Origin of the sequence: Pseudomonas sp. LTJR-52 (assembly GCF_003691465.1) — a bacterium.
Taxonomy (GTDB): Bacteria; Pseudomonadota; Gammaproteobacteria; order Pseudomonadales; family Pseudomonadaceae; genus Chryseomonas; species Chryseomonas luteola.
In genome coordinates this window covers 1,784,062-1,800,667 of sequence record NZ_CP033105.1, presented here as the reverse complement: position 1 = coordinate 1,800,667, position 16,606 = coordinate 1,784,062, and the positions used below count along the sequence as shown (strand labels likewise).

Sequence of the window (16,606 nt, the reverse complement as noted above, 5' to 3'; positions counted from 1 at the left end):
CGATTGTTCGAATACGAACATTGATGTTCGTTTATAACAGGAGACGCCCATGCCTCAGTCCACTTTGCTCGGGACGCCGCCCCTTTCCGAGATCTACGACATCGCCGTGATCGGCGGTGGTATCAATGGTGTTGGTATTGCAGCCGATGCCGCAGGCCGTAACTTGTCCGTCTTTCTCTGCGAACGTGACGACCTGGCGAGACATACCTCCTCGGCCAGCAGCAAGCTGATTCATGGTGGCCTGCGTTATCTCGAACATTACGAATTTCGACTGGTACGCGAAGCGTTGGCCGAACGCGAGGTACTGCTGGCCAAGGCTCCGCATATCGTCAAGCCCATGCGCTTCGTCCTGCCGCACCGGCCACATCTGCGTCCGGCCTGGATGATTCGCGCAGGTCTCTTCCTTTATGACCACCTGGGCAAGCGTGAAAAGCTCCCCGCCTCCCGTGGTCTTCGGTTCGGTTCCGATAGCCCTCTGGTCAGTGATATCAACCAGGGTTTCGAGTATTCGGACTGCTGGGTAGATGATGCACGCCTCGTTGTACTCAACGCCATGGCTGCCCGCGAGCGTGGTGCCCATATTCATACCCGCACCACCTGCACAAGCGCCCATCGCGCCAACAAACTGTGGCACCTGACCCTTCAGCGTGAAGACGGCACTACCTTCTCGATTAAGGCAAAAGCCCTGGTCAATGCGGCAGGTCCATGGGTTGCCCAGATCGTTCGCGAAAACATCAAAGAGCGCTCGCCCTATGGTATTCGACTGATTCAAGGCAGCCACATCGTCGTGCCCAAGCTATATGAAGGCGATCATGCCTACATCATGCAGAACGAAGATCGTCGGATTGTCTTTGCGATTCCGTACCTGGGTCGTTACACCATGATTGGTACCACGGATCGTGAGTACAAAGGTGATCCAGCCAACGTACAGATTACCGAGCAGGAAACTGACTACATCCTGGGTGTGGCAAACGCACACTTCCGCCACAAGCTGACCCGCAGTGACGTCCTGCATACGTTCTCGGGCGTACGCCCCCTGTGTGATGACGAGTCAGACAATCCTTCAGCCATTACTCGTGACTACACCCTGTCACTGTCGGCTCCTGAAAACGATGCGCCTTTGCTGTCGGTCTTTGGTGGAAAACTGACCACGTACCGCAAGCTGGCCGAGTCGGCCATGCAGCAGTTGCAGCCGTTCTTCAAGACGATGGGACAGCCTTGGACAGCCAAGGCTACGCTACCGGGCGGAGAAGACATGACGACGCCTGAAGCACTGGCCAAACAGTTACAGGCACAGGTCAAGGAGTTGCCAGCAGCACTTGCCCAGCGCTGGTCAACCACCTATGGCAACCGCACGCGCAAGCTATTGGAAGGCGTTACGCAAATGGCCGACCTAGGCGAATGCCTGGGGGCGGACCTGTATGCGCGTGAAGTGGATTATCTCCATGCTTACGAATGGGCCAACGCGGCAGACGACATACTCTGGCGCCGGACCAAGCTGGGCCTTGAGTTTACCCCTGGTGACAAGACCAAGCTGGAAACCTATCTAGGCAGTCTGGATATCCGCAAGGCCAGTCACGCAGCAGCGTAATGGATACGTGAATGAAACTGGCCGAATCATGAGCCAGTTTCATTCATGCCCTCCTTGGCTTGGAAATCATTCATAATGGATACCTGCTGCACTCATCAGGATCCAGGCCATGCTCGAACTTCGTCACTTGAAAACGCTACACGCACTGCGTGAGGCTGACAGCCTTGTCGAAGCTGCCGAACGTCTTCATCTGACCCAATCTGCACTGTCTCATCAGTTCAAGGAGCTTGAAGAGCGCCTTGGTCTGAGCCTATTCGTCCGCAAGACCAAGCCAGTGCGCTTTACCAGTGCCGGCCTGCGCCTCCTGCAATTGGCCGATGCGGTATTACCTCAGCTTCGCAGTGCAGAACGTGACCTGTCACGCTTTGCTGGCGGCACTGCCGGGCGCCTCAACATTGCCATTGAATGCCATAGCTGCTTTCAGTGGCTGATGCCTACCATTGATCAGTTTCGTGATTCCTGGGCTGAAGTGGAGATGGATCTCGCCTCGGGCTTTTCATTCGCCCCGCTACCAGCCCTGGCACGTGGCGATCTTGACCTTGTCGTCACGTCAGACCCGATTGATCTCACCGGCATCACTTACATTCCGCTTTTTACTTATGAAGCGCAGCTAGCCATGGCCAACCAGCATCCCTTAGCTGGCAAGCCTTACATCGTGCCTGAGGATCTGGCTGAAGAAACGCAGATCACCTATCCGGTTGACCGTGAGCGCCTGGATATCTTCAGGCAATTTCTCGACCCTGCCGGCGTCGAACCCGCTGGAATACGTACGGCAGAGCTGACGGTCATGATGCTGCAGTTGGTAGCATCCGGCCGGGGCGTATGTTGTCTTCCTAACTGGGCGCTCCATGAGTACAGCTCGCGCGGCTATGTGACCGCGAAGCGTCTGGGTGAGAAAGGCTTGTATGCCACACTGTATGCCGGTATTCGAGAAGACATGCTGGAAGCTCCCTTCATGCAGGACTTTTTACTAACAGCCAAGGACACATCCTTCGCTACGCTTGAAGGCGTCAGTGCGGCACGTTAGGGATCAATCTGACCGCTCCGTCAGTCGCCGGTACAGGTACGCCCCAAATACTAGCGCCGCAGCACTGGTTGCTGCCACGACCATGCGCTCATCAGGACGACGCCATCCTCCATCGACACTGCGATTGCCACTGGGAGGGCTGAACAGATTGCCCGAGGAGTGCTCTACCGGCCCCATTCGACTCAAGGCGCGATCCATAAAGATCCGGGACAGCCGAGCATAACCAGGCACCAGCGCATGGGCTGCACGAAGTACCGTGGCGGCCTGCCCTACTGTCGTAGACTTGCGTGGATAACGCGCCATGGAGAGGATGGCTCTGGCGACCTTTCGAGCATCATAAACAGGTGGCGTCGGCTTTATTGTCCTTCCACTGTAATTACCGCCGTCTCGCAGCCCTGGCGTATCGATGAACGCAGGGTAAACATCGCAGACATGAATATCGGACCAGCGCGTAAGCTCGCCTCTCAAGGCTTCGGTAAACCCTCTCAGGCCTGACTTGGCAGCCGAATAGGCCACTGCATAGGGAAGCGGTACCCAGCTGCCTACCGATAAGGTATTGATCAAAACCCCTGACCCTTGCCGTTTGAAAACCGGCACAACGGCGTAGGCGCCACGCAGATAGCCTAGAAGGTCGGTCTGCACGACGCGTTCATGCGCCTCAAAAGGCGTCTCATCAAACTTGCCTACCGCACCAATACCCGCATTGTTGACCCAGATATCAATCTGTCCGTGTCCAAATTCCAGCGCACGCTCGGCCAATTGCGAGACTGACTCCATCAACGTGACATCCGTAGGCACACCAATCGCCCGGCCTCCGAGGAGAAGACACTCGGCAACCGTGTCGTCTAATGCCGCTTTATCTCGAGCAGCCAATACCAGGCAAGCCCCCTGTTGTGCAAACGCCTGAGCGGTGGCCCGACCAATCCCGCTGGAAGCGCCAGTAATGACCACAATGGCGCTATCTAGATTGCGTGCTTTCATCAGATATCCTCTTTTGCTTTTTCAAGCTGATTAAAAGAGGACCCCGCTTACCGCCAGCCATTCCTTCATTCAGACATAAAAAAGCCCTCAAAATCATGAGGGCTTTTTTTCAGTGAGGCCGGATTACTGGGAAGACTTGCTTCCGCCCGGAAACCCTGCGAAACGCTTGTTGAAGCTAGAGACGCGACCCTCGCTTTTCAACTGGCGCTGCTCACCGGTATAGATTGGATGCGAAGCACTGGACACGTCCAATGCCACATAGGGATAGGTCTTGCCTTCAAATTCCTGGGTACGATCAGTCTGTGCCGTAGAGCCGATCAGGAAGTAATGATCTGCCGTGGTGTCATGGAAAAGCACTGGCCGATAGTTAGGATGAATATTCGGTTTCATGGTACCTCCTGGATACTCGGTTGGACTCTACATCGAGCCGCTTCGTTACATTATAACGATACATTACCAATATAAGGTCTTGGCGGTGGCTTTCAACCCTTACCAGCAGATTAATTTCACTAAGGTCTGAAAACGGTACCCAGTCCCCGTAATAGCCTGTTGCCTTGAGTCATTCGGGCGGAAAAATGCAACTTACCCCCACAAATGCTTGTCGTTTCCCTGTGGAGCAATACCTCCCCACCCCAACGGAGCAACCGGTAAGGAACTATGTGCGGTATAGCTGGAGAATTACGTTTCGATAATCGTCCCGTCACCCTGGCCACGCTGGAACGGGTCACCCATCGCCTCGCTCAACGCGGCCCCGACGCCTGGGGCTTTCATAGCCAAGGCCCTGTTGCGCTAGGCCACCGACGCCTGAAAATCATGGATCTGGCAGAAGCCTCTGGTCAGCCCATGATTGACTCGGACACGGGCCTGTCGATGGTTTTCAACGGCGCCATCTACAACTACCCAGAGCTACGCAGCGAGCTGGAGGCCAAGGGTTATCGCTTCCACTCTGGCGGCGATACCGAAATTCTGCTCAAGGCCTATCACGCCTGGGGCAAGGAGATGCTGCCCAAACTCAACGGCATGTTCGTCTTCGCTATTTGGGATCGCGATAAGCAGCAAATGTTCATTGCACGCGATCGCCTGGGCATCAAGCCCTTGTACTTGAGCCAGACCAATGAACGCCTGCGCTTTGCATCAAGCCTGCCCGCCCTGCTTGAAGCAGATGATATCGATACCTCTCTCGATCCCGTCGCGCTGAACTACTACCTCAACTTCCATGCTGTTGTACCAGCGCCCCGCACCATCCTGAACGGCGTAAAAAAGATGCCGCCAGCCACCTGGATGGTCATTGACGCCAACGGCAAAACCGAACAGCAAACCTGGTGGACGCTGAATTACGGCCCAACTGCCGATGAAGCCAACTACACCATGAAAGACTGGAGCGGCGAAGTCCTGAACAGCTTGCGCGATGCTGTCTCGATTCGACAGCGGGCAGCCCGCGATGTAGGTGTGCTGCTGTCTGGCGGTGTGGACTCAAGCCTGCTGGTCGGCTTGCTGCACGAGTCCGGCGTACGCGATCTGCTGACCTTCTCCATCGGGTTTGAAGATGCAGGTGGAGAGCGTGGGGATGAGTTTCAGTATTCAGACCTGATCGCTCAGCGCTACGGTACACGGCATCACAGGCTGCGCATCAACGAATCTGAAATCATTGAGCAATTGCCCGCCGCGTTCAGAGCCATGAGCGAGCCGATGGTAAGCCATGACTGTATCGCCTTCTACCTCCTGTCGCGTGAAGTGTCCAAGCATTGCAAGGTTGTACAGAGCGGCCAGGGTGCGGACGAGCTTTTTGCAGGCTACCACTGGTATCCACAGGTTGATGGCGCGGCAGATCCGTTTACAGCTTACCGAGCCGCCTTCTTCGATCGTGACTATGCCGAATACGCAGCTACTGTTCAGGACAGCCGCCGTCTGGATCATGACGCTGCAGGTGATTTCGTTCGTCAGCACTTTGCACAACCCGGCGCAGTAGCTGGCGTTGATAAGGCGCTACGCCTGGACAGCACTGTGATGCTGGTAGACGACCCGGTCAAACGAGTCGACAACATGACCATGGCATGGGGCCTGGAAGCGCGTGTTCCTTTCCTTGACTATAAGCTGGCGGAACTGTCTGCCCGTATTCCGGCGCAGTTCAAGCTGGGAGACGGCGGCAAGCACGTCCTCAAGGAAGCAGCTCGCAAGGTGATTCCGGCAGAAGTCATTGACCGCCCCAAAGGCTATTTCCCGGTACCGGGCCTGAAGCATCTGCAAGGTAATACCCTGACCTGGGTACGTGAGTTGCTGCTTGATCCCAGCCAGGATCGCCAGCTATTCAATACTGCAGAAATCGATCGACTCCTGAAGAACCCTGACGACCAGATTACACCGCTACGGGGCTCCAAGCTCTGGCAGCTCGCCGCCCTTAATTTGTGGCTGAGTGAACATGGCCTATAAGTGTTGGAGTATTGCACGATGAAAGCCGCCTACTATAACAATCAGCGTCTTCAAAGGGCTCAGACGCCCAATTATGAGCGTCTACAGGCCCAGATGACTGGGGCTGAACGGGCTACGTGCCAATCCGTTTGCCTGCATTGCGGATGGGGTCGGATTCTAATCGGCCATACGTTCTCCGACGCATCGGTATTGGCTAAGGAACTTCTCAAGGAAGAGGCCGGCGAGCGAGACATCGCCCTATACGTGGCTGCGCCTCAGCAGGTACTGGCCTATGCACCGCAACAGCTTTTCCTGGATCCATCCGACACGTTGCGGCTGTGGTTCACCGACTACCGCCCCGCCCATGCGCCCTTCCGCGGCTTTCGTATTCGCCGGGCCTTTAGTGAAAGCGACTGGAGCGAGATCAATCGTCTCTACCAAACGCGCCATATGCTGCCCGTGGATATCAAAAAACTCACGCCCCGGCACAAAGGTGGCCCGGTCTACTGGCTGGCAGAAGATCAGGACACAGGCGCCATTATCGGCTCGGTCATGGGGCTGAACCACGCTAAGGCATTCAACGATCCCGAAGGCGGCTCAAGTCTCTGGTGTCTGGCCGTCGCGCCTGACTGCCCTCGCCCAGGTGTGGGAGAGGCTCTGGTTCGTCACCTAATTGAGCACTACGCCAGTCGCGGCCTAGCGTTCCTGGACCTGTCGGTCATGCATGACAATAGTCAAGCCAAGCGTCTTTACGACAAGCTGGGCTTTCGGGAACTCCAGACCTTTACCGTCAAGCGCAAGAACGCAATCAACCAGACCCTGTTCCTCGGCCCTGGCCCTGAAGCAGGGCTTAATCCCTATGCCAAGATCATCGTAGATGAGGCTCAACGCCGCGGGATCGATGTACAAGTAGATAATGCCCAGGCTGGTCTTTTTACTCTCATACAGGGGGGCCGCCGAATCCGCTGCCGCGAATCACTGTCGGACCTGACCAGCGCTGTCACCATGACACTTTGTCAGGACAAGACCCTCACAATCCGGACACTCAAGGAAGCAGGATTACGGGTTCCTGATCAGTGTCTAGCCAGTGAAGATGAAGAAAACGAAACCTTTCTTGCCAAGCACGGCGCCCTGGTTGTAAAGCCGGTCAACGGTGAGCAGGGCAAAGGCGTCGCTGTGGATGTACGTGATCCTGAGCACCTGAAAGCCGCGATCGCTCAAGCTCGTCGCTACGACGATAACGTGCTGCTCGAAAGCTACCATGCAGGCCTTGACCTGCGCATTGTTGTCATTGGTCATGAAGTCGTGGCGGCCGCTATACGGCGTCCTGCCGAGGTCATTGGTGACGGCCGTCGAAACATTCATGAGCTGATCGAACACCAGAGCCGCCGCCGCCAGGCAGCAACTGGAGGTGAAAGTCGGATACCTCTGGATGAAGAAACCGAGCGCGCGATCAAGTCTGCCGGTTACAGTTATGACACGGTCCTGCCAGAAGGTACCCGCCTGTTTGTCCGCAAGACAGCAAATCTTCATACCGGGGGCACGCTGGAAGATGTTACCGATATTCTTCACCCAGAACTGGCGCAGGCCGCGGTAGCCGCTGCCAAGGCCTTGGATATTCCAGTGACAGGCATGGATCTATTGGTACCGGCTGCTGATCAAAGTGAATACGTAATCATTGAAGCCAATGAGCGGCCAGGCCTGGCCAACCATGAACCCCGCCCTACGGCGGAGCGTTTCATTGATCTGTTGTTTCCCCTGTCTCGAGAGGTGCCCGCTTGAATAAGCTGCCGACACCGGATCTGGATTATCTGCGCCGTGTCCTGCTGGAAATGCTCGCCATTCCAAGCCCGACAGGCTTTACAGACACAATCGTCATGTACGTGGCCGAGCGCTTGAGTGAAATCGGCATTCCCTACGAGCTGACACGACGAGGAACGATTCGCGCCACACTAAAAGGACGTAAGGAAAGCCCCGACCGAGCGGTTTCCGCTCACTTGGATACGATCGGTGCCATTGTCAGGGAAATCAAGGATAACGGCCGTCTGAGCCTGGCGGCGGTAGGCCATTGGTCCAGCCGTTTTGCCGAAGGAAGTCGGGTCAGTATCTTTACCGACAACGGAACCCTACGTGGCAGCGTACTACCCCTGCTCGCCTCTGGGCATGCCTTCAATACCGAAGTCGACAAGATGCCCGTCAGCTGGGACCACATCGAACTACGCCTAGACGCTACCACCAAAAGCCGTTCAGAGACGGAATACCTAGGTGTACGTGTAGGAGACTTCGTAGCTTTTGATCCGCTACCAGAGTTCACGGAGAGCGGCTATATCAGCGCTCGTCACCTGGATGACAAAGCAGGTGTAGCCGCTCTGCTAACGGCGCTCAAGATGATTCAGGAAGCCGGTATTGTTCCCCCCATAGACTGCCACCCTCTCTTTACCATCACGGAAGAAGTAGGGTCTGGCGCGGCGGGTGCACTGCCTTGGGATGTCAGCGAGTTTGTGGGTATCGATATCGCTCCGGTTGCTCCTGGGCAACAGTCCGATGAGCATCGGGTCAGTGTCGCCCTGCAAGACTCAAGCGGCCCTTACGATTATCACTTGTCACGCCATCTGCTGCGTATTGCAGAGCGAAACAGCATTCCGGTCAGGCGTGACCTGTTCCGCTACTACTACAGCGATGCCCACTCCGCTATCAACGCAGGGCATGACATCCGGATTGCGCTTCTGGCCTTTGGCTGTGATGCCACCCACGGCTATGAGCGGACGCACATTGTCAGTCTGGCAGCACTAAGCCAGCTCTTGGTGGGCTATATGACCAGCCCGCCCGTGTTCGATAGCGACGCAGCGCCAGCAGATAATTCCGTTGACCGCTTTACGCATCAGCTCGATTTGGAAGAGACGCATCAGGACAACCAGACGCATCTGCCTCACATTGAGGAATTAATCAAAGAGGGCGGGAAAACATAGGGACCGATAACGCCGCCCCGCTGGGCGGCGTCCTCTCGCCAACTGGCCAAGCTGTACGTTAGCATCGCTGCCCGCCTCAGGAACTGCCGCCATGCTCATACCCTACGACATGCTCAACCCCGATACGCTAGGCAACCTTCTCGAAGACTTTGTTACGCGAGAAGGAACGGATAACGGTGATGAAACACCGCTGGAGACGCGTGTAGCACGTGCACGTCGGGCGCTGGAAAATGGGGAAGCCGTTATCGTATTCGAGCCGGACAGCGGCCAGTGCCAGCTGATGCTCAGACGGGACGTTCCCAAGGAATGGCTAAACACTCCAGATGAAGAGGCACTTTCCTGACAGGCTTGAATATTCAGTGCACTGACAATTTCGGCCCTATTACCAACACCGTCACGCCCAGCAGACACAGTGCAGCCCCTGCCAGATCGGTCCAGGCGGGTCTGGTTTTTTCAACCAGGCCCAACCAGGCCAGCGATGCCACGATATAGATCCCACCGTAAGCAGCATAGGCTCTGCCAGCGTAAGCTGCCTCCACACGTGTCAGCACAAGCGCAAACAGGGTAAGCGATAAAAGCCCTGGGAGCAGCCACAACGGACTCTTGCCAAGTCTGAGCCATAACCAGAATGTGTAACAGCCGGCGATCTCAAAACAGGCAGCCAAGGCGAACCAGAAATAATTAAGCATGATATTTACACTTAGCCGTCCTGGCGGAACGGCAATGCGTCTGTAGCGGCCTGCGCATAACGCTTGATGCCTTCGCGCTCCTGATCCAGGAACCCGCTCACGGCCTCACGAAGCCCAGGATGTACCAGATAGTGCCATGAATGGGTAAAGACCGGCTCAAACCCCCGAACCAGCTTGTGCTCTCCTTGCGCGCCCGCATCAAAGCGGGTCAGCCCTTCACTAATGGCATGATCAATCCCCTGATAGAAACATGTCTCAAAATGCAGCCGGTCAAACTCGGCTAGACAGCCCCAGTAACGTCCGTAAAGGGTTTTTTCATCGCACAGGTAAAATGCCATGGCCACGGGTCGGCTCTCCTGACGAGCCAACACAACGCGAATGGCCTCAGGCATGCGCTCAGCCAGTTCGCTGAAGAATTCACGGGTCAGGTAGGGATCCTGCCCTCTTACGGCGTACGTATTGGCATAACAGGCATAGACAAAATCCCATTCCTGCTCAGTAAGCGACCCGCCCTCTCGCCATTCAAAATCGATACCCTGCCCTGCAACTTGCTCACGCTCCTTGCGAAGCTGCTTGCGCTTACGTGACGCCAGCGCATCCAGGAAGTCCTGAAAATCCCGATACCCTCTGTTGTGCCAATGAAACTGACACCCAAGCCGTTCGAGCCAGCCTTCCCGATCAGTCAACAAGTGATCTGTCGCTTCGTTGGTGAAATTGACATGCAGACTCGAAAGTCCGCGGCCCTCCAGCTTGCTGGTCACTACATGCAGTAGCTCCTCACAAGCTGTACGCTCCCCTAGCAGACGAGCGCCTCCTACCGGGGAAAAGGGAACAGCGGCAAGAAGCTTCGGGTAATAATCAATACCTGCACGGTGGCAGGCATCAGCCCAGGCCCAGTCAAATACGTACTCTCCATAGGAGTGGTACTTTATGTAGGCGGGCATGGCCGCTCTCAACGTACCCTCTAGATCACGCACAATATAGTGCGCAGGCTTCCAGCCCGTACGACGCCCTACGCTTCCACTGATCTCCAGAGCATGTAGAAATTCATGCCGCATAAACGGCTGGTTATCCGGTAACAGCGCATTCCACGCCTGCGCAGGCAGCTCGGACAGGTTATCTAGCCGCTCGATAATCACTGATATCCCCTGTTGATTCACTGGCCTATCGGGCAAGACCCTGATTCGAATAGTGACCTATTGTTTAGTCTGCTTAAACAGGTTTATTCGTTAGTCAGCCTCGTACGGCTGATATGACCGCTAAAAGGACAAAATTGCAGGCGAAAAAAAACCGCCTATAAAGGCGGTTTTATAAAGATGGCGTCCCCTAGGGGACTCGAACCCCTGTTACCGCCGTGAAAGGGCGGTGTCCTAGGCCACTAGACGAAGGGGACAAAACCTTCGATTGAAACCAGCACTTGCTGGCCCTAGAAATTTGGTGGAGCTAGACGGGATCGAACCGTCGACCTCTTGCATGCCATGCAAGCGCTCTCCCAGCTGAGCTATAGCCCCTTAACACAGTGCCACTTTAGACAAGTAGCTATATATGGCGTCCCCTAGGGGACTCGAACCCCTGTTACCGCCGTGAAAGGGCGGTGTCCTAGGCCACTAGACGAAGGGGACGAAACCTTCGATTAAAACCAGCCATTGGCTGATTCTGGGAATTTGGTGGAGCTAGACGGGATCGAACCGTCGACCTCTTGCATGCCATGCAAGCGCTCTCCCAGCTGAGCTATAGCCCCGTCGCTAAGACGGTGCGAATCTTAAGAGGCCCCGGTGTTTGTGTCAACGATATTTATGCATTCTTTTAAAATATTTTGCTGAATACACAAATACTTATGATCGAACCGGCTCTTTACGAAGCTCGCCCTGTCTATGCGTATATCCATATAGATCGGACAGAAACGGCATTTCTTTAGCTCATAAAAAAGCCCCGACAAGCGGGGCAAAAAGAACTAATGAACTTGCGCTAGCCCGTCAGCAGCGCGCTGACAGTCAGGTGAGCTATTTACCTCAGCTGCATGACAGGCTGATGACGCCGCCTGCCGCGCTGATGCTCAGCGCTTGCGTAGCACCACGGAGCCAATGGAGTAACCAGCGCCAAAGGAGCTGAGTACTCCAAGGTCACCTGCCGTCAGGTCATCCTGATTCAGGTGAAGCGCAATCACCGAGCCCGCAGAGCTGGTATTGGCATAGGTATCCAGAATGACAGGCGCTTCATCTGGCTTAGCGTCACGCCCAAGCAGCTTTCGGACGATCAACTGATTCATATTCAGATTGGCCTGGTGTAACCAAAACCGCCGCACCTGCTCAACCGGAATGTTCAGTTCGGCCAGATGCTCGGCGATCAAATCGGCCACCATGGGGCATACTTCCTTGAATACCTTGCGCCCTTCCTGAACAAACAACTTATCTGGATTACTCATCCCCTCTTCCGCAGCGCGGTTGAGAAAACCAAAATTGTTACGGATATTGTTGGAGAACTGAGTCAGCAGCCTGGTCCCCAGAACATCGAACTGATGAGGAGACGCTGCCAGATCAGCCCGCTCGATGATCATGGCGGTAGCCGCATCACCAAAAATGAAGTGACTATCTCGGTCTCTGAAATTCAAATGACCGGTACAGATTTCGGGATCCACCAGCAAAATCGCGCGAGCCTGCCCGAGTTGTACGCTATTGGCAGCTGCCTGCAGTCCAAACGTAGCCGATGAGCATGCCACGTTCATATCAAAACCAAATCCATTGATGCCAAGCGCCGCCTGCACTTCAATGGCGACCGCAGGATAAGGTCGTTGCAGGTTGGAGCAGGCTACGATAACCCCATCAATGTCTGCTGGCGTCTTCCCTGCTCGCTCCAAGGCTTCCCGCGCCGCGCTCACGCTCATCTCACACAGTACAGACCATTGATCATTACTGCGCTCAGGAATACGAGGCACCATGCGGGCAGGATCTAGAATCCCATCCTTGTCGATGACATAACGGCTCTTGATTCCTGACGCCTTTTCAATAAAGGCCGAGCTGGATTCCTGCTTGGCCTCTTGCTCGCCTCGTGCTATCGCGTCGGCATGTTCCGTATTGTATTGATGAACATAGGCATTGAAGGAAGCGACCAACTCGTCATTGGAGATGCTGTTCGGCGGGGTATACAGGCCGGTACCGCTAATGACTGCCTGATGCACGATCATTCCTCTGATTTTTTATAAAATAAGCCGCTATTGTGCCGTAAATCTAGGCCAAACCCTATTGGCTTATCAGGCTGCCTAAATAGATGTTTTTTGCTGACTTTCCGCCTCAGCACCTATCTCCCTCACAAGTCGGCTTCCTCACCAGAGAGAACATGAAGAGCGCTAATGATATTTAATTTTTCATTTTTTCTTCATCGCTCTAAAACCAATCTGTAACCGATCCGTCATGAGCGACGGTAATACTGGCGCCGCTTTCGAATCGACCTGAGTCGATCACTGGAGCGGCCCTGAAAGCCGACTCGTTCAGCGGTGACGCACGTCGCCCTTATAAAATATGGAGATTGAGATATGCGTCTTTTTTCAGTAGGAACAGCCTCAGGTCTTTGTGGTGGCCTTCTATTGGCTATGAGCATTCCCGCCCATGCAGCGGTCGATGCCAAGCTACTGGATATGTTGAGAGCTAACGGCTCTATTACTCCGGCTCAGTACACTGAATTGAAAGCCGATCTAGACAACGAGACGCGCGCAGAACAAACAAAGGTAGCGCAGCAGCAAAAACTGTCCTCTTTCGAAGAGAAACTTGCCTGGGCAGCCAAGACCCAGATCAAGGGCGATGTGCGTGTGCGTCATGAAAGTATCGATATCAGCGGTGAACCTGATAATGGTCGCGACCGAGATCGCCAGCGCATCCGAGCCCGTTTAGGCGCCTATAGCCAGATCAATCCACAAGTTGATGCCGGTATCCGGATTGCCACAGGCGGCAGCGAAGATGCTCGATCCACCAATCAAGACATGAACGACTATTTTGAAAAGAAACAGTTATGGCTGGATTTGGCTTATATCGACTTCCACCCGACCGCTGTACCGGGCCTTCATCTGATTGGTGGAAAAATGCTGCAACCCTGGGTCAGCATGGGCGATGTAATTTGGGATGGCGATATCAACCCAGAAGGTTTAGCGGCGACGTACAAGTATCCCTTGGGCTCAACTGAGCTGTTTGGTAGTGCTGGGTATTACACACTTGAAGACAACGTCGATGGCGAAGGCTACGAGTTCAAGCATGACATGCGCATGTATGCCGGCCAGATCGGAGCACGCTTTGCGCCTACTGATAACCTAAAGGTTACAGTCGGTGGCAGCCTCTACTCTTATGACAACGGCAAAGACGCTACCTGTGGTGGCAGCGCCACATTACCTTGTGCTCTACGCGCCAATGGTAACGCTACGGACGAATTCAACCTGTACGAAGGCTTTGGTCAAGTCGATATTGGTGGCTTGGCCATTCCATTGTCGCTATACGGCCAGTATGTTGTTAACAGCGAGGCCGACGATAACGACACCGCTTGGTTGGCAGGCCTGAAAACCAAGGCTTACGGTATAGGCTTCGATTACAACTATCGCGACGTTCAGCGTAACGCCGTAGTGGGTGCGTTTACCGACTCCGACTTTGCTAATGGCTATGTCGGCTCTCGTGGGCACAAGTTCAAGGTCAGCTACGATATCGACAAGAACTTTGGCCTTGGCGCGACCTATTTTATGGCCGAATCTGACTTTGCTAGCCGCACCAAGCGTGATGCTGACGTTGATACCTTGCAGTTGGATCTTGAAGCCAAGTTCTAAGCCATCAGCTTCTGGCTTTTCGTAGCAAACAAGCGCCTGAAAATGGCGCTTGTTTTTTATAATGAGAAAAAATTACTGCTTGCGACATACCAGCTTGGCCTTGGTCGGCGTCTCGGCAGACTTGCCCGGCATACGCAGTGTTGCCGACTTGCCCGGCTCAATTACAGGCTCTTCCTGTTCGCTGTCCTTAGGCCCATGTGCCTGTAACCAGCATTTGACTGGTGTCTTTTCGTTATTGGTTAACGTGATGGTCTGAGGCGCATCATTAGGTAATTCCTGACTGGAAGATTCAGCCAGAATATTGAGATCCCCTACATCCTGGTCAAGCTCAAGGCCTTGAGCCAGGCACACTGCTGGCATTATCGAGGCAGCGAAAACGAACGAAATAATTTTACGCATAGTGTTTCCCCATAAGGACCTATACGTTTGGGCACCGAAGTGAGCGCACTGTTCATTTTTGAAGCCTCCCAACCCTGCCTGCTGCAAGGTTGGGAGATACAGCTAACTATGTGTCGGGTATCACCGATTGACGAGCTGTGCCGCTCGAATGACATCGGCTCCAATCTCAGGCTCGTATTTCTTCACCAATGGCTGCATCGCCTCCCTCCATGCCTGCCGCTCGGATGGCGTCAACGTAACCAGCTTGCTGGTACCTGAGCCCAAAATGTTGTCACGATCCTTGTTATTAATCGCCTCAGCTTCCTTATTAACAAACTGCGTCACTTCGTCAGAAATCTGCTCAAGCTGAGTGCGGACGCCAAAGGGCAGCGAGTTCCAGAACTTCGAGTTAGTGATCAGCATATACACCAGCACGCCATGATTGCTTTCAGTAATGTATGGCTGAACGGTGTTGAGCTTTTGGCTGTAAAGGTTAGACCAAGTGTTTTCCGTACCCTGTACCTGCCCACTCTGGAGAGCCTTAAAGGACTGGCTGAATGGCAGTTTCAGTGCCGATGCTCCGATCTGTTTGAACTGATCCTCCAGCAGAGTGGAAGCCTGAATTCGGAACGCCAGTCCGTGCGCGTCTGCTGGCTTGCGCAGCTCGCGATTGGCAGAAAACTGCTTCATGCCGTTATTCCAGAACGCCAGCCCATAAATGCCCTGGCTGGCCATGGAGCCTAGAAGCTCACGACTCTTGTCCCGCTTCTCGAAGCGCTTGACGGCCTCAAGGTCATCGAACAGGAACGGCATATCAAAAATTTCGAGCTGCTTGGTGTACTGGTCGAATTTGGAGACCGAAGGCGCCAGCATCTGAACTTCGTTACGCTGCAGGGCGTCGAGCTCATCGGCATCGCCGTACAATGTCGAGTTCGGATAGACCTCGATTTTCACTTTGCCTGCCAGACGCTCCTGAACAAGCTTCTGGAATAGACGAGCACCCTTCCCTTTAGGCGTATCGTCCGTTACGACATGCGAAAACTTGATAACAATGGGCTCTTCGGCTACTGCCGGAGTTACATAAGCAACAGCGATTGATGCCGCAAACAGTGTCGTAGCGACAAACTTGAACATAGTCTTCCCTTCTAGCTCCGTGAAAGGGGCATGTTTCTTATTACGCAAGGGTGGGTAATCGGCATAAAAGATCCAAAATCTGTTCACTGACATTTATTTTTCTTTTGTGACCGTTTTGGTCTTGTTTACCCGTGGCCTGTCGCGACAAAAAGCTCCCCAATGATTAATCAGACCGTTCCGATCCCTAGTCGATAACCGTCTGCCAATCATGATGCAAAAAGCTGGCCTTATCGTAATGACCCATGCATTTGATAGTGGCCCTTATAAGGAAAGAAACAGAAGACTGTGCGAAACGTCCTTAACAGCTTGACTCGAAACGTTGAGGACGATGGGCTTTAGCGCTCTTCCTCACTCTCGTCCATTTGACTTTCATCGCCCACTGACTCGATGAAATCTTCATCCACGTCATAACTGCCACCAGGCACATTTTCTATCGAGGTGCCGTCTTCCTTTCCAGCGAAGTGAAATGGCATGGCGCGTGTTTCGAATACATTCGACTCGATAAGATGCATGGTCATGTCCTCATAAGTATGCCTACCAACGGTGGACCTGCCTCATACCGGCCAGTTCGACACAGGAAACCCTTGTGAATCGGTTTGTCGCTCGGGTAGCGTGAGCGGTATC

15 protein-coding genes and 4 tRNA genes are annotated in these 16,606 nt (G+C 54.2%); 7 read left to right on the top strand and 12 right to left on the bottom strand.

What is annotated here, in order from left to right; translation table 11 throughout:
• Positions 1-49: 49 nt before the first annotated feature.
• Together glpD and metR are read left to right on the top strand one after the other, a co-directional pair.
• Positions 50-1,591, top strand: a complete 1,542-nt coding sequence (gene glpD, locus EAW52_RS08380; RefSeq protein ID WP_122042084.1) for a glycerol-3-phosphate dehydrogenase — start codon at positions 50-52, stop codon at positions 1,589-1,591.
• Positions 1,592-1,700: 109 nt separating this feature from the next.
• The gene (gene metR, locus EAW52_RS08375) at positions 1,701-2,618 is read left to right on the top strand and encodes a transcriptional regulator MetR (protein ID WP_010795096.1); all 918 of its coding nucleotides are present in this window, start codon (positions 1,701-1,703) and stop codon (positions 2,616-2,618) included.
• A gap of 3 nt (positions 2,619-2,621) precedes the next feature.
• On the opposite strand, the gene EAW52_RS08370 is transcribed toward metR, so the two are convergent.
• The gene (locus tag EAW52_RS08370; RefSeq protein WP_122042083.1) at positions 2,622-3,599 is read right to left on the bottom strand and encodes an SDR family oxidoreductase; all 978 of its coding nucleotides are present in this window, start codon (positions 3,597-3,599) and stop codon (positions 2,622-2,624) included.
• A 123-nt stretch (positions 3,600-3,722) separates the two neighbouring features.
• Positions 3,723-3,989: a type B 50S ribosomal protein L31 gene (locus tag EAW52_RS08365; RefSeq protein ID WP_010795098.1), complete on the bottom strand. Its 267-nt coding sequence runs from the start codon at positions 3,987-3,989 to the stop codon at positions 3,723-3,725.
• A 267-nt stretch (positions 3,990-4,256) separates the two neighbouring features.
• Between EAW52_RS08365 and EAW52_RS08360 the strand changes: the two genes are divergently transcribed.
• The 4 genes from EAW52_RS08360 (at position 4,257) to EAW52_RS08345 (ending at position 9,320) form a co-directional block, all read left to right on the top strand.
• On the top strand, positions 4,257-6,029 hold the full coding sequence (locus EAW52_RS08360; protein ID WP_122042082.1) for an N-acetylglutaminylglutamine amidotransferase: 1,773 nt from the start codon (positions 4,257-4,259) through the stop codon (positions 6,027-6,029).
• 18 nt (positions 6,030-6,047) lie between these two features.
• On the top strand, positions 6,048-7,790 hold the full coding sequence (gene ngg / locus EAW52_RS08355) for an N-acetylglutaminylglutamine synthetase (RefSeq protein ID WP_122042081.1): 1,743 nt from the start codon (positions 6,048-6,050) through the stop codon (positions 7,788-7,790).
• Positions 7,787-8,977: an osmoprotectant NAGGN system M42 family peptidase gene (locus EAW52_RS08350; RefSeq protein ID WP_010795101.1), complete on the top strand. Its 1,191-nt coding sequence runs from the start codon at positions 7,787-7,789 to the stop codon at positions 8,975-8,977. Before ngg ends, EAW52_RS08350 begins: the two co-directional genes overlap by 4 nt.
• 91 nt (positions 8,978-9,068) lie before the next feature.
• On the top strand, positions 9,069-9,320 hold the full coding sequence (locus EAW52_RS08345) for a YheU family protein (protein ID WP_019365322.1): 252 nt from the start codon (positions 9,069-9,071) through the stop codon (positions 9,318-9,320).
• Between the two features lie 13 nt (positions 9,321-9,333).
• Here the strand turns inward: EAW52_RS08345 and EAW52_RS08340 are convergent, their stop codons facing one another.
• The 7 genes from EAW52_RS08340 to EAW52_RS08310 form a co-directional block, all read right to left on the bottom strand.
• A complete protein-coding gene (locus tag EAW52_RS08340; protein WP_010795103.1) occupies positions 9,334-9,666 on the bottom strand; it encodes a YnfA family protein in 333 nt (110 codons plus the stop codon).
• A gap of 11 nt (positions 9,667-9,677) precedes the next feature.
• The gene (locus EAW52_RS08335; RefSeq protein WP_122042080.1) at positions 9,678-10,805 is read right to left on the bottom strand and encodes a GNAT family N-acetyltransferase; all 1,128 of its coding nucleotides are present in this window, start codon (positions 10,803-10,805) and stop codon (positions 9,678-9,680) included.
• 178 nt (positions 10,806-10,983) lie between these two features.
• A tRNA-Glu gene (locus EAW52_RS08330) sits at positions 10,984-11,059 on the bottom strand.
• Between the two features lie 42 nt (positions 11,060-11,101).
• Positions 11,102-11,177 (bottom strand) — tRNA-Ala (locus EAW52_RS08325).
• A gap of 35 nt (positions 11,178-11,212) precedes the next feature.
• Positions 11,213-11,288: transfer RNA gene (locus EAW52_RS08320), tRNA-Glu, on the bottom strand.
• A gap of 43 nt (positions 11,289-11,331) precedes the next feature.
• Positions 11,332-11,407: transfer RNA gene (locus EAW52_RS08315), tRNA-Ala, on the bottom strand.
• A 315-nt stretch (positions 11,408-11,722) separates the two neighbouring features.
• Complete coding sequence (locus EAW52_RS08310; protein ID WP_122042079.1) at positions 11,723-12,844, bottom strand: beta-ketoacyl-ACP synthase III; 1,122 nt, start codon at positions 12,842-12,844, stop codon at positions 11,723-11,725.
• Between the two features lie 354 nt (positions 12,845-13,198).
• Here EAW52_RS08310 and EAW52_RS08305 point away from each other — a divergent pair, with 354 nt between their 5' ends.
• A complete protein-coding gene (locus EAW52_RS08305; protein WP_122042078.1) occupies positions 13,199-14,470 on the top strand; it encodes a putative porin in 1,272 nt (423 codons plus the stop codon).
• A gap of 72 nt (positions 14,471-14,542) precedes the next feature.
• Here the strand turns inward: EAW52_RS08305 and EAW52_RS08300 are convergent, their stop codons facing one another.
• The 3 genes from EAW52_RS08300 to EAW52_RS25890 form a co-directional block, all read right to left on the bottom strand.
• Positions 14,543-14,869 (bottom strand): hypothetical protein, encoded by a 327-nt coding sequence (locus EAW52_RS08300; protein WP_019367132.1) that lies wholly within the window; start codon positions 14,867-14,869, stop codon positions 14,543-14,545.
• A gap of 120 nt (positions 14,870-14,989) precedes the next feature.
• Positions 14,990-15,982 (bottom strand): TRAP transporter substrate-binding protein, encoded by a 993-nt coding sequence (locus tag EAW52_RS08295; RefSeq protein WP_162997609.1) that lies wholly within the window; start codon positions 15,980-15,982, stop codon positions 14,990-14,992.
• A 335-nt stretch (positions 15,983-16,317) separates the two neighbouring features.
• Positions 16,318-16,494, bottom strand: coding sequence for a hypothetical protein (locus EAW52_RS25890; RefSeq protein WP_019367134.1), 177 nt, complete (start codon positions 16,492-16,494; stop codon positions 16,318-16,320).
• Between the last annotated feature and the right edge of the window lie 112 nt (positions 16,495-16,606).

Excerpts from the sequence above, each read along its gene's own strand:
- EAW52_RS08345 (WP_019365322.1), top strand. The coding sequence starts at position 9,069 with ATGCTCATACCCTACGACATGCTCAACCCCGATACGCTAGGCAACCTT.
- metR (WP_010795096.1), top strand. The coding sequence starts at position 1,701 with ATGCTCGAACTTCGTCACTTGAAAACGCTACACGCACTGCGTGAGGCT.
- ngg (WP_122042081.1), top strand. The coding sequence starts at position 6,048 with ATGAAAGCCGCCTACTATAACAATCAGCGTCTTCAAAGGGCTCAGACG.
- EAW52_RS08295 (WP_162997609.1), bottom strand. The coding sequence starts at position 15,982 with ATGTTCAAGTTTGTCGCTACGACACTGTTTGCGGCATCAATCGCTGTT.
- EAW52_RS08365 (WP_010795098.1), bottom strand. The coding sequence starts at position 3,989 with ATGAAACCGAATATTCATCCTAACTATCGGCCAGTGCTTTTCCATGAC.
- EAW52_RS08300 (WP_019367132.1), bottom strand. The coding sequence starts at position 14,869 with ATGCGTAAAATTATTTCGTTCGTTTTCGCTGCCTCGATAATGCCAGCA.
- EAW52_RS25890 (WP_019367134.1), bottom strand. The coding sequence starts at position 16,494 with ATGCATCTTATCGAGTCGAATGTATTCGAAACACGCGCCATGCCATTT.
- EAW52_RS08305 (WP_122042078.1), top strand. The coding sequence starts at position 13,199 with ATGCGTCTTTTTTCAGTAGGAACAGCCTCAGGTCTTTGTGGTGGCCTT.
- EAW52_RS08370 (WP_122042083.1), bottom strand. The coding sequence starts at position 3,599 with ATGAAAGCACGCAATCTAGATAGCGCCATTGTGGTCATTACTGGCGCT.
- EAW52_RS08340 (WP_010795103.1), bottom strand. The coding sequence starts at position 9,666 with ATGCTTAATTATTTCTGGTTCGCCTTGGCTGCCTGTTTTGAGATCGCC.
- EAW52_RS08360 (WP_122042082.1), top strand. The coding sequence starts at position 4,257 with ATGTGCGGTATAGCTGGAGAATTACGTTTCGATAATCGTCCCGTCACC.
- glpD (WP_122042084.1), top strand. The coding sequence starts at position 50 with ATGCCTCAGTCCACTTTGCTCGGGACGCCGCCCCTTTCCGAGATCTAC.